This window comes from Kitasatospora sp. NPDC001132 (genome assembly GCF_053598415.1).
The window spans coordinates 240,590-257,561 of the sequence record NZ_JBSFKF010000002.1 but is presented as its reverse complement, the minus strand read 5'-3'; the positions used below and the strand labels follow the sequence as shown (position 1 = coordinate 257,561).

13 protein-coding genes and 1 riboswitch are annotated in these 16,972 nt (G+C 75.6%); of the genes, 6 read left to right on the top strand and 7 right to left on the bottom strand.

Annotated elements, in window-relative coordinates:
- Positions 1-2: 2 nt before the first annotated feature.
- The 3 genes from ACWDBE_RS03300 to ACWDBE_RS03290 all read left to right on the top strand — a co-directional run bounded on the left by ACWDBE_RS03300 (position 3) and on the right by ACWDBE_RS03290 (position 2,565).
- On the top strand, positions 3-1,301 hold the full coding sequence (locus ACWDBE_RS03300) for an MFS transporter (RefSeq protein WP_392876490.1): 1,299 nt from the start codon (positions 3-5) through the stop codon (positions 1,299-1,301).
- A 61-nt stretch (positions 1,302-1,362) separates the two neighbouring features.
- Positions 1,363-2,175: a dimethylargininase gene (gene ddaH / locus ACWDBE_RS03295; protein WP_449787589.1), complete on the top strand. Its 813-nt coding sequence runs from the start codon at positions 1,363-1,365 to the stop codon at positions 2,173-2,175.
- A gap of 162 nt (positions 2,176-2,337) precedes the next feature.
- Positions 2,338-2,565: a hypothetical protein gene (locus ACWDBE_RS03290; protein WP_449787588.1), complete on the top strand. Its 228-nt coding sequence runs from the start codon at positions 2,338-2,340 to the stop codon at positions 2,563-2,565.
- A 66-nt stretch (positions 2,566-2,631) separates the two neighbouring features.
- On the opposite strand, the gene ACWDBE_RS03285 is transcribed toward ACWDBE_RS03290, so the two are convergent.
- Complete coding sequence (locus ACWDBE_RS03285) at positions 2,632-5,766, bottom strand: AfsR/SARP family transcriptional regulator (protein ID WP_449807081.1); 3,135 nt, start codon at positions 5,764-5,766, stop codon at positions 2,632-2,634.
- 260 nt (positions 5,767-6,026) lie between these two features.
- Between ACWDBE_RS03285 and ACWDBE_RS03280 the strand changes: the two genes are divergently transcribed.
- Both ACWDBE_RS03280 and ACWDBE_RS03275 read left to right on the top strand, forming a co-directional pair.
- Complete coding sequence (locus ACWDBE_RS03280) at positions 6,027-7,178, top strand: hypothetical protein (protein WP_449807080.1); 1,152 nt, start codon at positions 6,027-6,029, stop codon at positions 7,176-7,178.
- Positions 7,179-7,253: 75 nt separating this feature from the next.
- Positions 7,254-7,396: riboswitch (SAM riboswitch) on the top strand.
- A 200-nt stretch (positions 7,397-7,596) separates the two neighbouring features.
- The gene (locus tag ACWDBE_RS03275) at positions 7,597-8,310 is read left to right on the top strand and encodes an IclR family transcriptional regulator (RefSeq protein ID WP_449787585.1); all 714 of its coding nucleotides are present in this window, start codon (positions 7,597-7,599) and stop codon (positions 8,308-8,310) included.
- A 60-nt stretch (positions 8,311-8,370) separates the two neighbouring features.
- Here the strand turns inward: ACWDBE_RS03275 and ACWDBE_RS03270 are convergent, their stop codons facing one another.
- The 4 genes from ACWDBE_RS03270 to ACWDBE_RS03255 form a co-directional block, all read right to left on the bottom strand.
- Positions 8,371-9,624 carry a threonine/serine exporter family protein gene (locus ACWDBE_RS03270; protein WP_449787584.1) on the bottom strand — a complete coding sequence of 418 codons (1,254 nt, stop codon included), beginning with the start codon at positions 9,622-9,624 and terminating at the stop codon, positions 8,371-8,373.
- Positions 9,625-10,040: 416 nt separating this feature from the next.
- Complete coding sequence (locus ACWDBE_RS03265; RefSeq protein ID WP_449807079.1) at positions 10,041-10,793, bottom strand: phosphotransferase family protein; 753 nt, start codon at positions 10,791-10,793, stop codon at positions 10,041-10,043.
- Between the two features lie 100 nt (positions 10,794-10,893).
- On the bottom strand, positions 10,894-11,919 hold the full coding sequence (locus tag ACWDBE_RS03260; protein ID WP_449807078.1) for a HEAT repeat domain-containing protein: 1,026 nt from the start codon (positions 11,917-11,919) through the stop codon (positions 10,894-10,896).
- A 378-nt stretch (positions 11,920-12,297) separates the two neighbouring features.
- Entirely contained in the window at positions 12,298-12,891 is a 594-nt protein-coding gene (locus tag ACWDBE_RS03255; protein WP_449807077.1) for a DUF4291 domain-containing protein, read from the bottom strand.
- 559 nt (positions 12,892-13,450) lie between these two features.
- On the opposite strand from ACWDBE_RS03255, the gene ACWDBE_RS03250 reads away from it, so the two are divergent.
- Positions 13,451-14,299, top strand: a complete 849-nt coding sequence (locus ACWDBE_RS03250) for a hypothetical protein (RefSeq protein WP_449807076.1) — start codon at positions 13,451-13,453, stop codon at positions 14,297-14,299.
- A gap of 137 nt (positions 14,300-14,436) precedes the next feature.
- Here ACWDBE_RS03250 and ACWDBE_RS03245 read toward each other — a convergent pair whose 3' ends face one another.
- Positions 14,437-15,846, bottom strand: a complete 1,410-nt coding sequence (locus ACWDBE_RS03245) for a serine/threonine-protein kinase (RefSeq protein WP_449807075.1) — start codon at positions 15,844-15,846, stop codon at positions 14,437-14,439.
- A gap of 11 nt (positions 15,847-15,857) precedes the next feature.
- A complete protein-coding gene (locus tag ACWDBE_RS03240) occupies positions 15,858-16,625 on the bottom strand; it encodes a serine/threonine protein kinase (protein WP_449807074.1) in 768 nt (255 codons plus the stop codon).
- Positions 16,626-16,972 lie beyond the last annotated feature (347 nt).

Genomic DNA, 16,972 nt, shown 5'->3' with positions numbered 1-16,972 from the left:
CGATGACCACCACCGTCCCGATCGAGTCCCCGGCCGCCCCGCCGGACGGCCCGCGCGGCCGCTGGGGCCTGTGGGCCCACGGGGACTTCCGCCGGCTCTGGATCGGTGAGACCACCAGCACCCTCGGTACGGCCGTCGGGAGCGTGGCGCTGTCCCTGGTGGCCGTGGTCACCCTGGGCGCAGGACCGCTCGCGGTGGGCGTGGTCAACGCCGCCGCCTGGCTGCCCTGGCTGTTCCTCGGCCTGCCGGCCGGCGCCTGGGTGGACCGCTGGCCCCGGCTGCGGGTGATGCTGGTCTGCGACCTGCTGCTGCTCGTCCTCTTCGGCAGCGTCCCGGTGGCCGCCTGGCTGGGGGCGCTCTCGCTCGCCCAGCTGGTGGTGGTGGCGCTGCTGACCGGGGCGGTGAAGGTGTTCTTCTCCACCGCCTACGGGGCGGTGCTGCCCACCCTGGTGGCCAAGGCCGACCTGCTGGAGGCCAACGTCAAGCTGCGCTCCGGGGCGTCGGCGGCGGAGATCGCCGGCCCTGGCGTGGCCGGTCTGCTCGCCCAGGCCCTCGGCGCCGCCAGCGGGATGCTCGCCGACTCGCTCAGCTACCTGGTGTCGGCGGTCTTCCTGCGGCGGATCAGGACGGAAGAGCGCCCCCCGCCGGTGTCCGAGCGGCGCGGCATCCCGCGGGAGATCGGCGAGGGCGTCCGGTTCCTGCTGCGTGACCCGTACCTGCGCACGTTCGCCTGCTTCGCGGCGGTCGGCAACCTGGGGCTGAACGGCATCCAGGCGGTGCAGACGGTCTTCCTGGTGCGCAGCGTGGGGATCGAACCGGGCGCGGTCGGCGCGGTGTTCGCCCTGGTGAGCGTCGGCGGGCTGGCCGGCGCGATGCTGGCCGGGCGGATCGCCCGCCGGCTGGGCACCGCGCGCGGGCTGCTGGTCTGCGAGCTGGTGGTCGCGCCCTTCATCCTGCTGCTGCCGCTGGCGGGGGAGCGGCTGCCGCTCGTGGTCAGCGCGCTCGCCTGGGCCGTCGCGGTCTGCGGCGTGGTGGCGGGCAACGTCCTGGCCGGCAGCTTCTCCCAGGCCTACTGCCCGCCCGAGCTGATCGGCCGGGTCCGGGCCAGCTCCGCGACCCTCAACTACAGCGCGATCCCGGTGGGCGCCCTGCTCGGCGGCTGGCTCGGCGAGACGATCGGCGCGCGCGGCACCATCTGGCTGATGGCGGGCGTGCTGCTCTCGGCCGGCGGGGTGCTGCTGGCCAGCCCGCTGCGCGGACTGCGTGACTTCCCGACCCGGCCGTCGGCCCCCGCCGCCTGAGCGCACCACCCCACCTCCCCGCCGCACCTCCCGCCCCACCCGCCCTCACCCGGAGGCCCCGATGACCCGCACCGCCCGTCCGCGCCACTACCTGATGTGCCGTCCGACCCACTTCGAGGTCAGCTACGCGATCAACCCGTGGATGGACCCGGCCAAGCCGGTGGACACCGACCTCGCCGTCGCCCAGTGGGAGCGGCTGTACGCCCTCTACGGCGAACTCGGCCACCGGGTCGACCTGATCGACCCGCTGCCAGGCCTGCCCGACATGGTGTACGCGGCCAACGGCGCCACCGTGGTGGACGGCAGGGTGCTCGGCGCTCGCTTCCGCAACGCCGAGCGGGCGGCCGAGGGCCCGGCGTACCTGGAGTGGTTCCGCGCCCGGGGCTTCGAGACCCGCGATCCGGAGCACGTCAACGAGGGCGAGGGGGACCTCCTGCTGACCGCCGGCCACGTGCTGGCCGGACGGGGCTTCCGCAGCGTGGCCGACGGGCACGCGGAGGCCCAGGAGTTCTTCGGCCGGCCGGTGGTCGGTCTGGAGCTGGTCGACCCGCGCTACTACCACCTGGACACCGCGCTCGCCGTGCTCGACGGCGACGAGATCATGTACAACCCGGAGGCCTTCTCGGCCGGCAGCCGCGCCGTCCTGCGCCGGCTGTTCCCGGACGCCCTGCTGGTGGACGGGGCCGACGCCGGGGTGTTCGGCCTCAACGCGGTGAGCGACGGCCTGCACGTGGTGCTCCCGGAGGCGGCCGTCGGCCTGGCGGCGCGGCTGCGGGAGCGCGGCTTCCGGCCGATCGGGATGGACCTCAGCGAACTGCTCAAGGGCGGCGGCAGCGTGAAGTGCTGCACCCTGGAGATCCGTTCGGCGGCCTGAGCCGCCGGATCGGGCGGTGCCGGGCACCGGTGATCCCTGGCGATGCCTGGTGATCACCGGTGCTCGGCCGTAGATCGGCCGTTGAACGCTCCCGGCCAGACTGGTGCCACACCACGACGGAACCCCTTCCCACCAGGGAAGCGAGCCAAGGGAGCAGCAGAGATGACGCAGCGTCCGGCCACCACCCGCACCCGCCTCCGGCTGTTCACGGTCGGCCTCGGCGTGGCCCTCACCCTGGGCGCCGGCCTCTCCGCCACGGCGGCCGTGGCGGAGACGGTGGACAGCGGGACGGCGGCGGTGGTGAGCGGCGACGCGACGCCCACCCCGACCCCGACCCCCACCAGCACCGGGCACGGCAGCACCGGCGACTGGAACAGCACCGGCTCCTGAGCACCGGCTCCTGGAGCAGCACCGGCTCCTGAGCTCAGCGAGGAAACCGCCCGCAGGATCGATTCCTCAGCAGCCCGAGGACAGCCGGTCGGCGGCCCGCCGCCCACCCGGCAACGACCGACCCGACGCGGCCGAACCCTCCCCCAGGGGCAGCAGCCCCGCCACCTCCCGCGCCTCGGGCAGCCCCAGCCGCACGAAGATCCGGTGCGCCTCCCGCAGCCGGACATCCGCTTCGGCCTCCCGCCCGAGGTCGGCCAGCGTCCGGCCCAGCACCACCAGCGCGTGGCCCTGGTCCCGCTCGGCGCCCAGCTCCTCGCACAGCTCCAGCGCCCGCCCGGCGTGCTCCAGCGCCTCGTCCGTCCGGCCCAGCGAGCGCAGACTGTCCGCCATCCGGTAGCGGGCGTGCCCGGCCCGGGCCCGCAGACCGGCCGCCGAGGCCACCGCCAGGCACTCGCCGAACCAGGTGACCGCCTCCTCGTGCCGCCCCAGCCCGTGCAGCGCCAGCCCCAGCACGTACAGCGTGTACGCCCGGCCCGGATCGTCGTTGCGGGTCCGCAGCTCGGCCAGCGCCTCGTGGCAGATCTGCACCGCCTCGGCGGCCCGCCCGCTGCGCACCCGCGCCAGCGCGGCGTTCACCGTCGTCACCAGCGCCCCGGAGCGGTGGCCGAGTTCGCGCGCCAGCAGCAGTGCCTCGTCGTAGTGCCCGACGGCCTCGTCGTAGCGGCTGAGGAACTGGCAGACCAGGCCGAGGTCGTTGAGCGCCTGGCGCAGGATCACCGTGTCGCCCGCCTCGCGGGAGGCGGCCACCGCCAGCCGGGAGGCGGCCTCCGCCTCCTCCAGCCGGGTGGTGGCCAGGGCGACGTTGCCGCGGAGGAAGTGCGCCCGGCCAGCTGCCCGGTGGTCGGCGCGATGGGCCGCGGCGGCGGCCAGGGCCTCGGCGGTGGTGGCCAGTTGGCGGCTGGGCGGGGCGAGGAGGAACGGCGTGAGCGCGATCAGCAGGTCGATCGCGGCGCCCAGCGGGTCGGGGGCCGAACCCTCGGTGCCGTCGTTCGTCATCGTCCAGCCCGCCACCTGCGCGGCCAGCGCGATCGCCCCCGAGCCCTCCGCCTCGGCCCAGGCCCGCGCCCCGTCCGGGCCGTCCAGCGGGACGCCCGCACCGCGGGCCGGCCCGAGCGCCCCGGCCGCCGGGTCCCCGGGGACGGCGTGCTGGAAGGCCGTGCACGCGGTGGCCAGCAGGTGGTCCAGCATCCGGTCGCGGGCCGCCACGGCCGCGCCGGGATCGTCCGGACGGCGCCGGGCGAACGCGCGCAGCAGGTCGTGGAAGCGGTAGCGGCCGGGGAACGGCGACTCCATCATCGCCACGTCCACCAGGGCCTCCAGCAGGTCCTCGGCGTCGTACTCGTCCAGGTCCAGCAGGGCGGCCGCGGCCTGCAGCCCGAGGTCGGGGCCGTCCACCGAGGCGGCCAGCCGGAACGCCCTGGCCTGGGCGGGTGTCAACTGGCGGTAGCTCAGCTCGAAGGCGGCCGCGACCTCCAGGTCGCCGATGCGCAGCTCGTCGATCCGGCGGCGTTCGACCGCCAGCCGGCGGCCCAGCGTCTGTACCGTCCAGCTCGGCCGGGCGGCCAGCCGGGCCGCCACGATCCGCACCGCGAGCGGGAGGTGCCCGCACATGAGCAGCAGTTCCCGGGCGGCCTCCGCCTCGGCGGCCAGCCGCTCGGCGCCGATGGTGCGGCCCAGCAGTTCGAGCGCCTCCTCGGGCTCGAAGACGCCGAGGTCGGCCTGGACGGTCGCGGGCAGGCCGGACAGCCGGGTGCGGCTGGTGGTGAGCACCGCGCAGCCGACCGCGCCCGGCAGCAGGGGTCTGATCTGCGCGGTGTCGTGGACGTTGTCGAGCACCAGGAGCAGCCGCCGGCCGTCCACCACCGAGCGGAACAGCGCCGAGCGGGCGTCCAGGCCGTCCGGCACCGCGTCGGCCGACACGCCGAGCGCCACCAGGAAGCCGCAGAGCACCGCCTCCGGATCGGCCGGGGTGGCGTCGGCGCCCCGCAGGTCCGCGTAGAGCTGCCCGTCCGGGTAGGCGTCGCGGACCCGGTGGGCGACGTGCAGGGCCAGCGCGGTCTTGCCGACCCCGCCCATGCCGACCACGGTCGCGATCGCCAGCGCCTGTTGGCCCGGTGCGCCGAGGGCCCCGCCCAGCCGCTCGACCAGCGCCGTACGTCCGGTGAAGTCCGCGGCGTCTGGCGGAAGTTGGGCCGGTCTGGGGGCGCCGCTCCCGGCCGGGGCGACGGGTGCGTCCGCTGCCGCCCGGGCCTTGGCGCGCGGGTCCGACGACTCGGCGCCGGGCGCGCCGGGCTCCGCCGCTCCGGAGCCGGGCGGGACGGAGGCCGGCGGCACGGAGACGGGCGGGGCCGACCGCGGCGCGACGGCCGGTGCCGGGGCGGCGAGCGACGGGTCGCCCTCCAGGATCCGCTGGTGCAGCAGGTCCAGCTCCGCCCCCGGCGCCACGCCCAGTTCGGCCAGGAACAGCTGACGCGCGCCCCGGAACACCGCCAGCGCGTCCGCCTGCCGTCCGGCCTGGTACAGCGCCCGCATCAGCAGCCCGTAGGCCCGCTCGTGCAGCGGGTGCTCGGTGGTCAGCGAGGTCAGCTCCGGAATGCACCGGGAGTAGCGGCCCAGCGCCAGGTCCAGCGCGATCCGCTCCTCCAGCAGGGTCAGCCGGAGCTCCTGCAGCCGCTGGCGCTGGCGCTGCGCGAACGGGCCGGGGATGCCCGCCAGCGGCTCGCCCTGCCACAGCTCCAGCGCCTCGTTCAGCAGGTCGCGCGCCTGCTGCGGCTCCCCGGCCGCCGCCGTACGCTCGGCCTGCCCCGCCAGTTCCTCCGCCTGCGCCGCGTCCACCGCGTGCTTGGGCAGCACCAGCCGGTAGCCGTCCCCGACCGAGGTCAGCACCGTCGGCGCGTCCGGCTCCTCTCCGTGCAGGACCTTGCGCCACCGCCAGGCGTACGTGCGCACCGTCGTCATCGCGGTGCCCGGCGGCTCCTCGCCCCACAGGGCGTCGATCAGGTCGGTGGCGCTCGCGCCGTGCCCGGGCCGGAGCAGCAGCACCGCCAGCATCGCCTGCTGCTGGGGGCTGCCCACCTTCAGCGCGGTCGTGCCGCGCTGCGCTCTCATCAGTCCCAGCACCGAGAACCGGAATTCATCCATGACTGCACCTGCCCGCCTCATGTGCTCGCCCCCGCCCGCGCACGTGCCGTCCCCCGATTTGATGAGCCCCTATCAACCCACGCCACCGGGCGTGGTGTCGAGAGATCGTCGACCCGGTGGTGATCCGGTGTTGATCGGCCGTCACCACAATCGGTGGTGTGGCACCCGCCGCCGGCCAGGCCCCGGCCGTCGGACCCGCCACGTCCCCGGCCGCCCGGCCGCCGCCCGGGCGCCCCCACGGCTCTCGGAGGCGGACGCCCATGGACACCGACCTGATGCACACCGACCGGCCCGACACCGCCTCGTTCGGCACCGACCCGTTGACCAGCGACCTGCTCCACCGGCTGCTCGACGTCGACCCGGCCGCCGGGCCGGCCGAACTGCTCCACCGCGCCCGCGCCGACCGCCACCTCCCGTACCTGGTGCTCGCCGCGCTCTCCCGCGAGGGCGTGCGGATGGGCGGGCACGCCCGGGCCGAGCTGCAGCGCGCCCGCGACCGGGCCGAGTGTTACGCCCGGGTCGCCCGCGACCTCGCCGACGCCACCGGTGTCCGCCCGATCCGGGACCTCCCCCTGGCCGGCTACTACCCGCCGGACCTGCCCCGGCCGCTGGGCGGGCTCAGCCTCGTCAGCCCCACCGAGGCGACGCTCTGGCAGGCCGTCAACCGTCTGGTCACCGACCACCCGGTGGAGTCCGTCGAGGTCACCCTGCTCGGCGAGCGGCCCCGGCACACCGCCGTCACCCTGCGCTGGCCGGCCGAGGACCCGCTGCTCGACCCCTGGTACCAGGTGCGGGTCGCCACCGCCGCCCTCACCGGTGACCTCGCCACCGTCCCCGTCCGCCCCTACCTGGCCGCCGACGAACACGTGGAATGCCTGATCGCCCTCGCCGAGGAGGGGCTCGCGCGCACCTTCCTGACCGGCGACGTGATCGACGTGGCCCAGCTCGCCGGACAGCCCTTCGACCCCGCCGAGACCGCCGCGGTCCTCGCCGCCTACCGGCTCGCCCCGGAGGCCGCCGCCCTGCTCGACCTCGCCGCCGAGCACGTGCCGCTCGGCTCCCTGCGGGACGTGCGCACCGTCCTGGAGGCCGAGGTCGGCCCCGAACTCCGCCGCCGCCGGACCCTCACCCGCGCGCACCGGCCGCGCGGGGGGACCCTGCTGCGCCACGGCACCCTGCTGCGCCGCACCGTCATCCGGCACCAGTGGGACGAGGCCCTGCTGCTCCCGGCCGGCGGCGCCACCCTGCTGCTCACCCCGGTCGCCGACTACCTGCTCGGCGCCGAGGGCACCCGGCCGACGGCGCCGGAACGCGCCGCCGCCCTCGCCGCGCTGCGGGCCTGGGACACCACCGCCCCCGGCGGCCCGGACCCGGCCCCGCGCACCGGACTGTCGGAGCCGCGCCACCGCTGAGCGGGCCCGCCCCGCCCGCCGTCGAGAGCAGGGGGGCTTGGCAGCGGGCCCGGGGAGTCTTGTATCGTTCCTGGCGAATCATCCAGAGGGGTGGAGGGACCGGCCCTACGAAGCCCCGGCAACTCCCCGTTCGACCCGGCGTCCGAAGTACGCGCCGTGCCGTCCGGGATCAGTGCCAACTCCGGCCTGTCGCCAATGTGGCGCGGGAAAGATGAGGAGACACGGTGCTCTCTGTGCTGTCCTTCGCCCGGGCGCTTCCCGCCCCGGCGCTTTCGCGTACCCGTCTCGTGCCCGGCGCAGGCAATCGGCCGACTTCCGCGGCCCGTCCTCGCTGACCACCCCCCGGCTCCCCGCCAGGAGCCGCCGTGAGCAGCGCCGACCCGCTGCTCCCGGGCCTTGAGACTGGAGTACCCCACCCATGGAGAACACGAGCGGCGTCGGCGTGCTCGACAAGGTCACCTCGATCCTCGGGATCCTGGAGGCGGGCCCCGCCACCCTCGGCGGCCTCGTCGCGGCCACCGGCATGGCCCGCCCCACCGCCCACCGGCTGGCCGTCGCACTCGAACACCACCGTCTGGTCAGCCGGGACGTGCATGGCCGGTTCATGCTCGGCCCCCGGGTCGGCGAGCTCGCCGCGGCCGCCGGCGAGGACCGGTTGCTGGCCGCGGCCGGCTCGGTCCTCACCCAGCTGCGGGACCTCACCGGCGAGAGCGCCCAGCTCTACCGCCGGCAGGGCGAGGTACGGATCTGCGTGGCCGCCGCCGAACGCCTCACCGGCCTGCGGGACACCGTCCCGGTGGGCATCACCCTCCCCATGAAGGTCGGCTCCGCCGCCCAGATCCTGCTCGCCTGGGAGGAACCCGAGCGCCTCCACCGCGGGCTGCAGGGCGCCCGCTTCACCGCCACCGCCCTGAGCGGCGTACGGCGCCGGGGCTGGGCGCAGTCCGTCGGCGAGCGCGAACTCGGGGTCGCCTCCGTCTCCGCGCCCGTCCGTGGCCAGTCCAACCGGGTGGTGGCCGCGGTCTCGGTCTCCGGCCCGATCGAACGGCTCACCCGCCACCCCGGCGCCCAGCTCTCCCAGGCCGTCGTCGAGGCGGGCCGCCGCCTCACCGAGGCCCTGCGCCACGCCTGACGGGATGGGTGGCGGACCCGAATCCGCCACCCATCCCGGCCGGGGTGCCGCCGCCCCGGGTCAGGCCCGGGACAGCAGCACGGCGCGGGAGGGGCGGGGGATCCGGCTGATCACCGCGCCGATCAGCGTGCCGATCGACACCCCGAAGACCGCCGACACGGCCGCCAGGACCGACTGGGCCCCGTTCCCGACCTCTATCTGCGCCGTGTTCAACAGACCGAAGGAGCCCGGCACCACGATCCAGAACGCCGGCAGGTAGAGCACCTGCCAGAGCGGACCGCCCGGCAGCCAGTGCACCAGGGTGGCCGCGACCGCGGCGGCGACCGCCCCGGCCAGGCCGCCTATCGCCGCGCCGTGCACCGACCCCACCGCCACCTGGGCGGTCACGCTGACCGCGATCACGGCGACGATCCACGGGATGGCCGAGGGCGGTGTGTGGACGTTGACCACCACGCCGGCCACCGCGATCGCCAACCCCAGCGCGATCACCCACCAGCTGGGCTTGGCGACCTGGACGTTGGCCAGCGCGGTGGCCGGCATGCCGATCGCCGTCGCGGCCGCGGCCACCCCGGCGAGGAACAGCGCCAGCTGGACCGCGCCGGACACCAGCCTGGCCGTGCCCGCGCTGGCCGCGCCCGCCGCGATCTCGGACAGCCCGGTGACCAGCAGCCCGCCCGGCAGCAGGATCGCCAGGGTGGCCACGATCGTCCGCAGCGGGCCCTCCAGCAGCGAGGCCCGCGCGAGTGCCAGGACCAGCAGGGCGACCAGGAAGCCGGCCGTGACGGGCAGCAGCGGCCGCAGGTACGGCAGCCGTCGGGCGAGCACGGTCAGCCCCACCACGATCAGCGAACCGAACCCGGCCGCCAGCACGTTCGCCGCCGCCGGCTGGAGGAAGAGGCAGACCCCCACGCCGACCGGCAGCGCCCCGAGATCCGCCACCCACGCGGGCCAGCGGGCCGGCGCCCGCCGGATCCGGTCCAGTTCGGCCAGCGCCCGGGGCCCGTCGAGCTCGCCCGTCCGCAGCCGGTGCACCAGGTGGAGGACGTCGGCCGTCTGCTCGAACCGCAGCGCGCCGCCGACCGGCTGGAACCGGGTGGCCCCGTCCGCGTCCAGCGACACGAACAGCCCGTTGGTCAGCGCGGCGACCCGCACCTCCGGAGCCCCCAACGCCCGCCCCAGCCAGTGGAGTTCCTCTTCGACGTCATGGACGGGCAGGCCGCCGCCGAGCAGGGCCTCGCCGAGGTCGAGGAGCAGGCGGCGGAGCGGTTCGGGCGGGGCATCGGTGACCCGGACCAGGGAAGACGTGCTTGACATGGCAGGTATCGTCCCATCCCGCCCGAATCGGTCCGACTGTGCCCCGGTCTGTTCGGTTGCCCGCTGACTTCCGACGGCCCGGCCCCAGAGGCCGGCCCGGGAACACGAGCGCGCCCCGCCCCCGCGGCGACGGGCCGCCAGTGGTCCCTGAGATCCCGGACGCCGAAGAGGCAGGCGAAGGCGGCGTAGTCCCGGGTCATGCCGAGCAGGGACGGTTCGATGGCCGGGTACCTTGCCGTCTCCTCGACGCCGGGGCCAGGACCCGGGTGCGGCACTCCACGAATCCGTGAACAGTCGTTCCCACGGCCCCTTGTGCCGTGCCGCGCACCACCCCGCGCAAAGGAAGTCGGCGGGGCCGACTTCTCACGTTCCCGGCTTCGGGATGTTCCGGGGGTGGCCGGCGGATACCGAGGGCTTCACATCCGGGATCTCAGCACGTCGACCTCACAGCCCGGTGTGTAGGGGTCGAAGCCGTGCCCGATCAGCCAGCGGACCGCCAGCAGGCTGCGCAACGACCACCACGCGTGGATCACGTCGACGTCGATGCCGGTGCCGGTGCCGTAGCCGGCGATGACGTCGTCGAGGTGCTCCTCGTGTCCGAGCGTGAAGGTGGCGAGGTCGTACAGGGCGTCACCCCGGCCCGCCTCGGACCAGTCGATGATGCCCGTGACCTCGTCGCCGTCGACGAAGACGTGCGCGATCTGCAGGTCGCCGTGCGTGAACGCCGGGGACCAGGGCCGGAGTGCGGCCTCGGCGACCCGGCGGTTGCGGGTGACCAGGTCGGCGGGCAGGACGCCGTCCGTCACGAGGGATTCGCACTCGTCGTCGAGTTCCGCCGCCAGCGCGGTGATGCTCCGCCCGGCCCGTCCCGGCCAGGACGGCAGCGGCGCGTCGTGCAGCTTCCGGATGGCGGCGCCCGCCGCGGCCCACGCCGCCGGCGACCCGGTCGACGGCCCACCGAGGCGCCCGAGCGTCGTCCCCGGAACCGCGGCGAGCGCGAGCACGGGCGGCTTGCGCCACAGGACCTCCGGGGTCGGGACCGGCGCCAGGGACATCGCCTCGACCTCGACGTCGATGCGCGCCTGGTCGGCGTCCACCTTCAGGAACACGTCGCCGACCCGCAGAGTCGCACGCTCGGAATGGGCGACGACGACTTCGACCTCATCCATGGGCGACCAGTATCCCGGGGAAGGTCGCCGACGTCGCCGGGTTTCGCCCGCGATGACGTGGCCGACCTCGCCCCGCTGCCGGCACTTTCGTCAGGAGTGCTCAGCGGCCGATTGCCAACGGGTGGTCACCGCCCACCAGTTCGGCCGCCCGCTGGGGATCGCCGTCCGCCCGCGCGAGCAGTGCGGCGACGTCGTAGACCGGTGCGTCGGGGCCGCTGCCGAGGCCGAGGGTCAGGCCGGGTTCGCAGCGGGTCGCCCAGACCGCGGGCGCCAGTTCGGGCCGCAGCCGCTCCAGCGTGCGCACCAGTGTCCAGGCGGCCTCGTCGTGCCGGGCCCTGCGCGCCGGATCGCAGGCGGCGACGGCCTCGGCGACCCCGTGGTCGTCCGGGGCGTAGTCCTCCAGGAGCGGCAGCAGTTCGGGGGCGCCCAGGATCTCGGCCGCCCGGAAGGTGAGCACCTCGGCGCCGTCGGGGTCCGCCAGCAGCTCGCGCAGGAGCGCGGCGGCGCGCGGGTCGCGCCGCCGCGCCAGGCCACGGATGCCCTCCGCGCGGGCGTCCGGATCGGAGTCCCGCGTCCGTTCCCAGAGGGCGGCCCGGACCGCCGGGGTGTCGGCCCGGGACTGGAAACCGAGCGAGAACGTCGCCCAGTCGCGTACGTCCGGGTCCGCGTCCCGGGTGAGGGCGACCAGCGCGCGGACTTCCGGCCCGTCGGGCGGCCCGTCGGCGAAGCCGCCGAGCGCGATGGCCGTCCGCTGGCGCACCCCGGAGTCCTCGTGTTCGGCCAGAGCCACCAGGACGGGTGCGGCACGGTGGTCCTCGGTCTGCTCCAGGGCGCGTGCCAGCGAGCAGAGGACGTCGGGGTCGGGCTCCCGAGCGGCCAGGGCGGTCAGGGTGACGGCGACTTCGGCCCGGACGTCCTCGTGGGCGTCGCTCGCGAACCCCAGCAGATCGCAGCCCAGGGCCCGGTCCGGGGGCTGAGGCGACCGGAGCAGGTCGACCGCGCGCGCCACCGCGCCGTGAGCGTCGGTTTCGGCGGCGCGCCGCAGCAGGTCCTCGCCCGTGTGCCGGTCAGGCGCCTCGAGGGCCTGTCCGACCAGCTCCGCCACCGTGTCTCTGCCCATGTCCATCCGGGCAGTCTCGCGCACGGAGCTCACTCGCGCACGGCGGTTTCCGCCCGGCCCGTCAGCTGAGTGCGCGGGAAGTCGGCTGAGTGCGCGGGAAGTCGGCGGGGTCGACTTCTGGCGCGGTCGAAAGAGCCGACGAGGTGCTCGGCATGAGGGGCCTGCTCCATCGCCGCGATCCAGGCGGGCGAGTTCCCGAGCGGGAACTGACGCCCCCAGGTCGCCCCTTGCATCTGCGACCGCCTCGGGAGCACCCGTCCTCCCACGGCGCCGTCGGACAGCCCCGAGGCCCCGCCCGGCAGGGCTGTCCTTGCTCGACACAGCCGACTCGGAGCCACCGATCCGACAGTTCCTGGTGCCCCCGGTCGCGTTCTCGGTACCGGCTCAGCAACCCAGGTGGGTCAGCAGCGTGTCGCCCGCCGGATACGGCCGTTCGGCGGGAAGCAGCCTCCGCGCGGCGTCCAGGTCCCCGTCCCGCACGTGGGCGTGAGTGGTGTGCGCGAGCGCCGTGACGTCGTCGATCGCGACGATCCACTCGTCCGCGTACCGCCCAGCCGCCTCGCCGGCGAGGCCGAGCTGAAGCGACCGATGGGCCAGCGGCCGGAGGTGCAGATCCCGTTCGGGATCCCACTGCACCCGGGCCGGGGACCGCTTCAACTCGCGCTTCCAGGAGGCCCGGTCGGAGTGCAGTCCGTGTTCGTAGTGGGACAGGCAACTGTTCTCCAGGGCCCATTCGAAGCCCTCGCGGGTGATCTCGATCGCGAGGACGGTCTCCTGCCCCTCCTTCCGCGCCCACCCGCAGCGGTACATCATCCAGAGGAACGACGGCTTGATCCACGTCATCCGCTCCCTCTTCCACGCCGCCGGAAACCGACCGTCCCGCGCGGCGGGCAGGCCGATCTCAGGCCGGTACGCCTGGTAGACCGTCACTGTGGACGCCGTGGGGAGGGCGCGGATCTGCTGCTTGGGTTCTGACACGGTGATCAGGATCAAGGCCCGGCGAGTCTCGCGCCAGCGGATTTCCCCGGCCCGGCGGGGCCGACGGAAGAGCCGCTGTGACTTCGTTCGCTTTCATGAACTGTGCCTCGACCGCATGGAGCGACTGGACCTTTCCGGCGTGGTCCGCTGACCCGATGACGCGGACGGGTCCACCGCTGGTCGGACGTGTGCCCCTGCTGTCGGCCTGTCACTCGAAGCGGCGAACCCGGCGCGGAGCCGTTACGGGCGCGCCGGTCGGCCGCCGGGCGGACCGGAGGCCGACGGGAGGCCGACGGGAGGCCGATCGAAGGCCTTACGGCGGCCCACCGCGCCCCGGCCGGAGGCCGATCGGGGCGGCCGGAACCTCGGACGGCGTCCGATCGCTCGTTGACGGTTTCACCCGAAGGGACGACCGCGGACCGGCCGCCGGGTGGCCCCGACCGGTATAGGTGACGTGATCCATCGTTCGGAGACCACCTGCGAGGGGCCCATGACCGATCCGACCGACACGTCGTCAAGGACGGCAGCCGAGAGGCCGCCCGCCGCCTACGCCCCCAGGGTGGCCCTGATCCGGGGCGCCATGGAGGTCGGCGAAACGGTTCTCGCCGCTCGCCTGGCCGAGGAGCTCCATCAGCACGTCGCCCTGGAGCGCGGTGCCACGCACCCGGAGGCGCTGCGCGCGCAGGAGGTGCGGGCGTACGTCGCGGCGGTCGGCGGGGACCCGGGCCTGGCGGCCGACCTGTTCACCGGGACCGCCACCGCGTGGGCCGACCAGGGGGCGTCCGAGCAGTGGGCGGCTTCACGCAACGCGGAGGTCTGCCGGCGCCGGGTGGAACTGCTGGAGTCCGAGCCCTCGGCGGACGCCGGCGCCGGGCGTCCGCCCCTCTGCCCGTCCCCGGTCCGGGCGTTCGGGCGTGGCGCCGTCGTCGCGGTCGTGCTGGCGACGGCACTGCTCTCGGGGGCGGCGGACGCCGGCCCGCGGGCCTACCTCGGAATGGGCCCGCGACCGGCGCTCGACGACCAGCCGGTCGCCCCCGCCGTCGTGGGGGCCCTGAAGCACTCCGCGCCGTCGCCCTCCCCGGCGCCGGTCCCCGCGCCGCCCCCGCCGGAGCCGACGGCCGCGGAGCCCGTCCCCACGCCGGACGCCGCGCCCACCGACGAGCAGGAAACCCCGGCCGCCGAGCCGGGTGAGGACGGTGCCCGGCCGGGTCAGCGGCCGCACTTCCCGGGCGCTCACCACCGACCGCGGCCCGCCCCCTCCGCCGCTCGGCCGCCCGGCCAGGCCACCACCGCCGACACGGACCCCTGCGCCGCCGCCCGCGCCTACGGCGGCCCGTTCCTCGGTTCCCTCGTCGAGCTCTGCCAACGCGCCGCCGGAGCGGCCGGCAGGCGGTCACCCGCTCCCTGACCCCCGTCCTCCGGAGAGGGAGGTTCATCCGCTGCTCGGTGACGGCGGCGCCGTCGAGCCCGAGCAGCGGGGCACCCCCAACGCGGGCCGGCCGAGCGGCGGGTGGCCCGGCCGGCGGCGCTCACGGCCGGCGGCGCTCACGGGCAGCGGAGCAGGGCGGGGCGGTCCCTGGTGCGGACGGCGGGGAGCCAGGCGGTGGTGGAGGAGCCCGGCAGACGGATGCGGTACCAGAGCGTGGAGGTGAGGTCCTCCTCGTTGATGACGGGGAGGCCGGCGGGCAGTTGGCAGTCGGCTTCGAGGGTGTCGTCGTGCCAGACCCGCTCGGGGACGACGTTGTCGGCGGTGTAGGGGCGCAGGGGGTCGACGGCGAGGCCGAGGCTGCACTGGGGGTCGCGGTCGGTGCGGTCCTGGCAGCCGCGTTCGGCGTTGAAGACCCGCACGTGGGCGAGTCGTCCGGGCGGTCCCGGGTGCGGCCACAGGGCGGTGACGGTGGCGGCGGCCGTGGCACAGGAGGCCAGGGCCAGCAGGGCGGTGCGCGGGCGAGGACGCCGGTACGGGCGGCGGGGGCGGTGCGGGCGCCGGTCGGGGCGGTGGGCGCGGATGCGGCCGAGCAGGCTCTCCGCGGTGTGCGGGGCGCGGGCGGCGTGGCTGGGGGCGAGGCAGTCGGCGGCCAGGGCGCGCCAGAACGGGGGGACGGCCGCGGCCAGCCGCAGGGCGGCGCGGCCTTCCGCGTACTGCTGGGCGGCGGCGCAGCGGGCGGTGGGGGTGGTGCCGGGGAACGGTCGGCCGCCGGCGGCGAAGACCTCGTGGATCACGATGCCGAGCGCCCAGATGTCGTCGGTGGTACGGACCTTGACGCCGTGTTCGCCGAGCGGCTCCCGCCAGCGCTCCGGCGGGAGGTAGTCGGGGGTGCCCATCGGGGCGCCGTGGCCGTGGGTGCCGGTGAGTTCGATGGCGAGGCCGAAGTCGGAGAGCCGGACCTCGCCGTCGGCGCCGATGAGGACGTTCTCCGGTTTCAGGTCGGTGTGGACCCAGCCGGAGCGGTGCAGGTGGGCCAGGCCCTCGCAGATGCCGGTGACGATCCGGGCGCCCTCGGCCTCGTCGACGCCGGTGGCGAGCAGGTCGCGCAGGGTGCACCGGGCGCGCTCCATGACCAGGACGATCGCGCCGTCGAGCGAGGGCTGGTCGGGGGCGGCCAGGACGAGGGTGTCGAGCAGCCGTACCAGCCGGGGGTGCGGGGCGGTGCGGGCCAACTCGGCTTCGCGTCGGGCGGCTTCGGCGACCTGGCGGGCCTGGCGGGGGGCGAGTCCGGCGGTCGGCAGCACCTTGAGGGCGACGGTGTCGTCCGGCTCGTCGGTCTCGCGGTCGGTCCGGTGGTCGCCCCCGCGGTCGTTCCCGCCCTCGGTCCGGTGGTCGGTTCGTCGGGCGGCGTACACCGTGGCCCAGGCGCCCTCGCCGATCGGCCCGGTGACGGTCCACTCGCCGACCCTATGGCCGGCCGGCAGCAGTTCCTCGCTGTCCACGGGGAAGGCCGGATCTTGCAGCATCGCCGCCCTCCCTATCGTCCGGACCGGCCGGGGCCGGGGCCAGGGCCCGGCAGGAGCGCGAGGTGCTCCTCGCGAACGATGCCGAACTTCAGGGCGATCCCCACGACGGCCTCACGCTTGCCGCCGCGGCGGTCCGCTCGGTCGCCGTCGGGCAGGTCGATGCGGAGCTTCTCGTCGGCGAGGTAGTCGAGGTGCGAGCTGACCGCGCGGGCGGTGAGCCGGGCGCAGGCGGGGTGGCCGTGCAGCCGTGCGACCACCTGCGGGGTGGTGGGAACGGCGGCGGGGGAGTGGTCGCGCAGCCACGGCTCGCATAGCGCGACCAGGACCAGGAAGTAGGTGGCGGTCTCGTCCAGCGAGTACGCCGTCATGGTTCGGCTCTCCCGGGAGCCGCCGCGGGTGTCCGGGTCCAGGTAGACGTGGTCGGGTGCGAACACCTGGAAGGACAGCGGGGTCTCCCGCCGGGACGGCAGCACCACGCGGGAGAACTCGAAGGGGATCGGCGCGCCGACCCGCCGTGGTGGCACCCGCAGGTACTCGCCGGCGCCCTCCGGGTTCTCCACCAGGTAGGCGTGGGTGTTGCTGAGGTTGCTCAACTGCCAGTGGTCGTCGGTGGCGTGGATCTCACCGGCCAGCCGGGAGACCGACTCGTCGCCGAGCCGCAGCTCCACCGGGGTGCGGGCGGATCCGCGACCGAAGCGTGCCCGCTCTCCTGGGCCGAGCCGCAAGGTCACCGGGGTGTCGCCGTTCCCCGCCGGCAGGTGGACGACGATCCCGCTCACCGCTGCCCCGTCCCGCGCACCGCGCCTCCGTCCCCGCACACCGTCCCCGCGCACCGTCCCGCGTGCCGTGCCGGCTCAGGTCGGACGGACGAACGGTACCTCTTCGCGTACGACAATAAACCGGAGCCGCATGCCACTTGACAAGGTGGCAGCGGAGTGCACGGGTGTTCGGTCAGGGCTTCGGCGCCCCCGCGCTCAGGGCATCGGCGCCCCCGAACGCGGCGGTGCCGCCGGGCGGTCGCCGAAGGCGGCCCACGGCCGCCGGCCGCCGCCGACCCACGGGTGGGGTCCGGCGGCGGCCGGCGGATGCCACTGGCGCGGTACGGCCCGCGAGCGGGAGCACGAGT

Bases quoted from the DNA above. Each gene is read 5' to 3' on its own strand.
- ACWDBE_RS03300 (WP_392876490.1), top strand. From the start codon at position 3: ATGACCACCACCGTCCCGATCGAGTCCCCGGCCGCCCCGCCGGACGGC.
- ddaH (WP_449787589.1), top strand. From the start codon at position 1,363: ATGACCCGCACCGCCCGTCCGCGCCACTACCTGATGTGCCGTCCGACC.
- ACWDBE_RS03290 (WP_449787588.1), top strand. From the start codon at position 2,338: ATGACGCAGCGTCCGGCCACCACCCGCACCCGCCTCCGGCTGTTCACG.
- ACWDBE_RS03285 (WP_449807081.1), bottom strand. From the start codon at position 5,766: ATGGATGAATTCCGGTTCTCGGTGCTGGGACTGATGAGAGCGCAGCGC.
- ACWDBE_RS03280 (WP_449807080.1), top strand. From the start codon at position 6,027: ATGGACACCGACCTGATGCACACCGACCGGCCCGACACCGCCTCGTTC.
- ACWDBE_RS03275 (WP_449787585.1), top strand. From the start codon at position 7,597: ATGGAGAACACGAGCGGCGTCGGCGTGCTCGACAAGGTCACCTCGATC.
- ACWDBE_RS03270 (WP_449787584.1), bottom strand. From the start codon at position 9,624: ATGTCAAGCACGTCTTCCCTGGTCCGGGTCACCGATGCCCCGCCCGAA.
- ACWDBE_RS03265 (WP_449807079.1), bottom strand. From the start codon at position 10,793: ATGGATGAGGTCGAAGTCGTCGTCGCCCATTCCGAGCGTGCGACTCTG.
- ACWDBE_RS03260 (WP_449807078.1), bottom strand. From the start codon at position 11,919: ATGGACATGGGCAGAGACACGGTGGCGGAGCTGGTCGGACAGGCCCTC.
- ACWDBE_RS03245 (WP_449807075.1), bottom strand. From the start codon at position 15,846: ATGCTGCAAGATCCGGCCTTCCCCGTGGACAGCGAGGAACTGCTGCCG.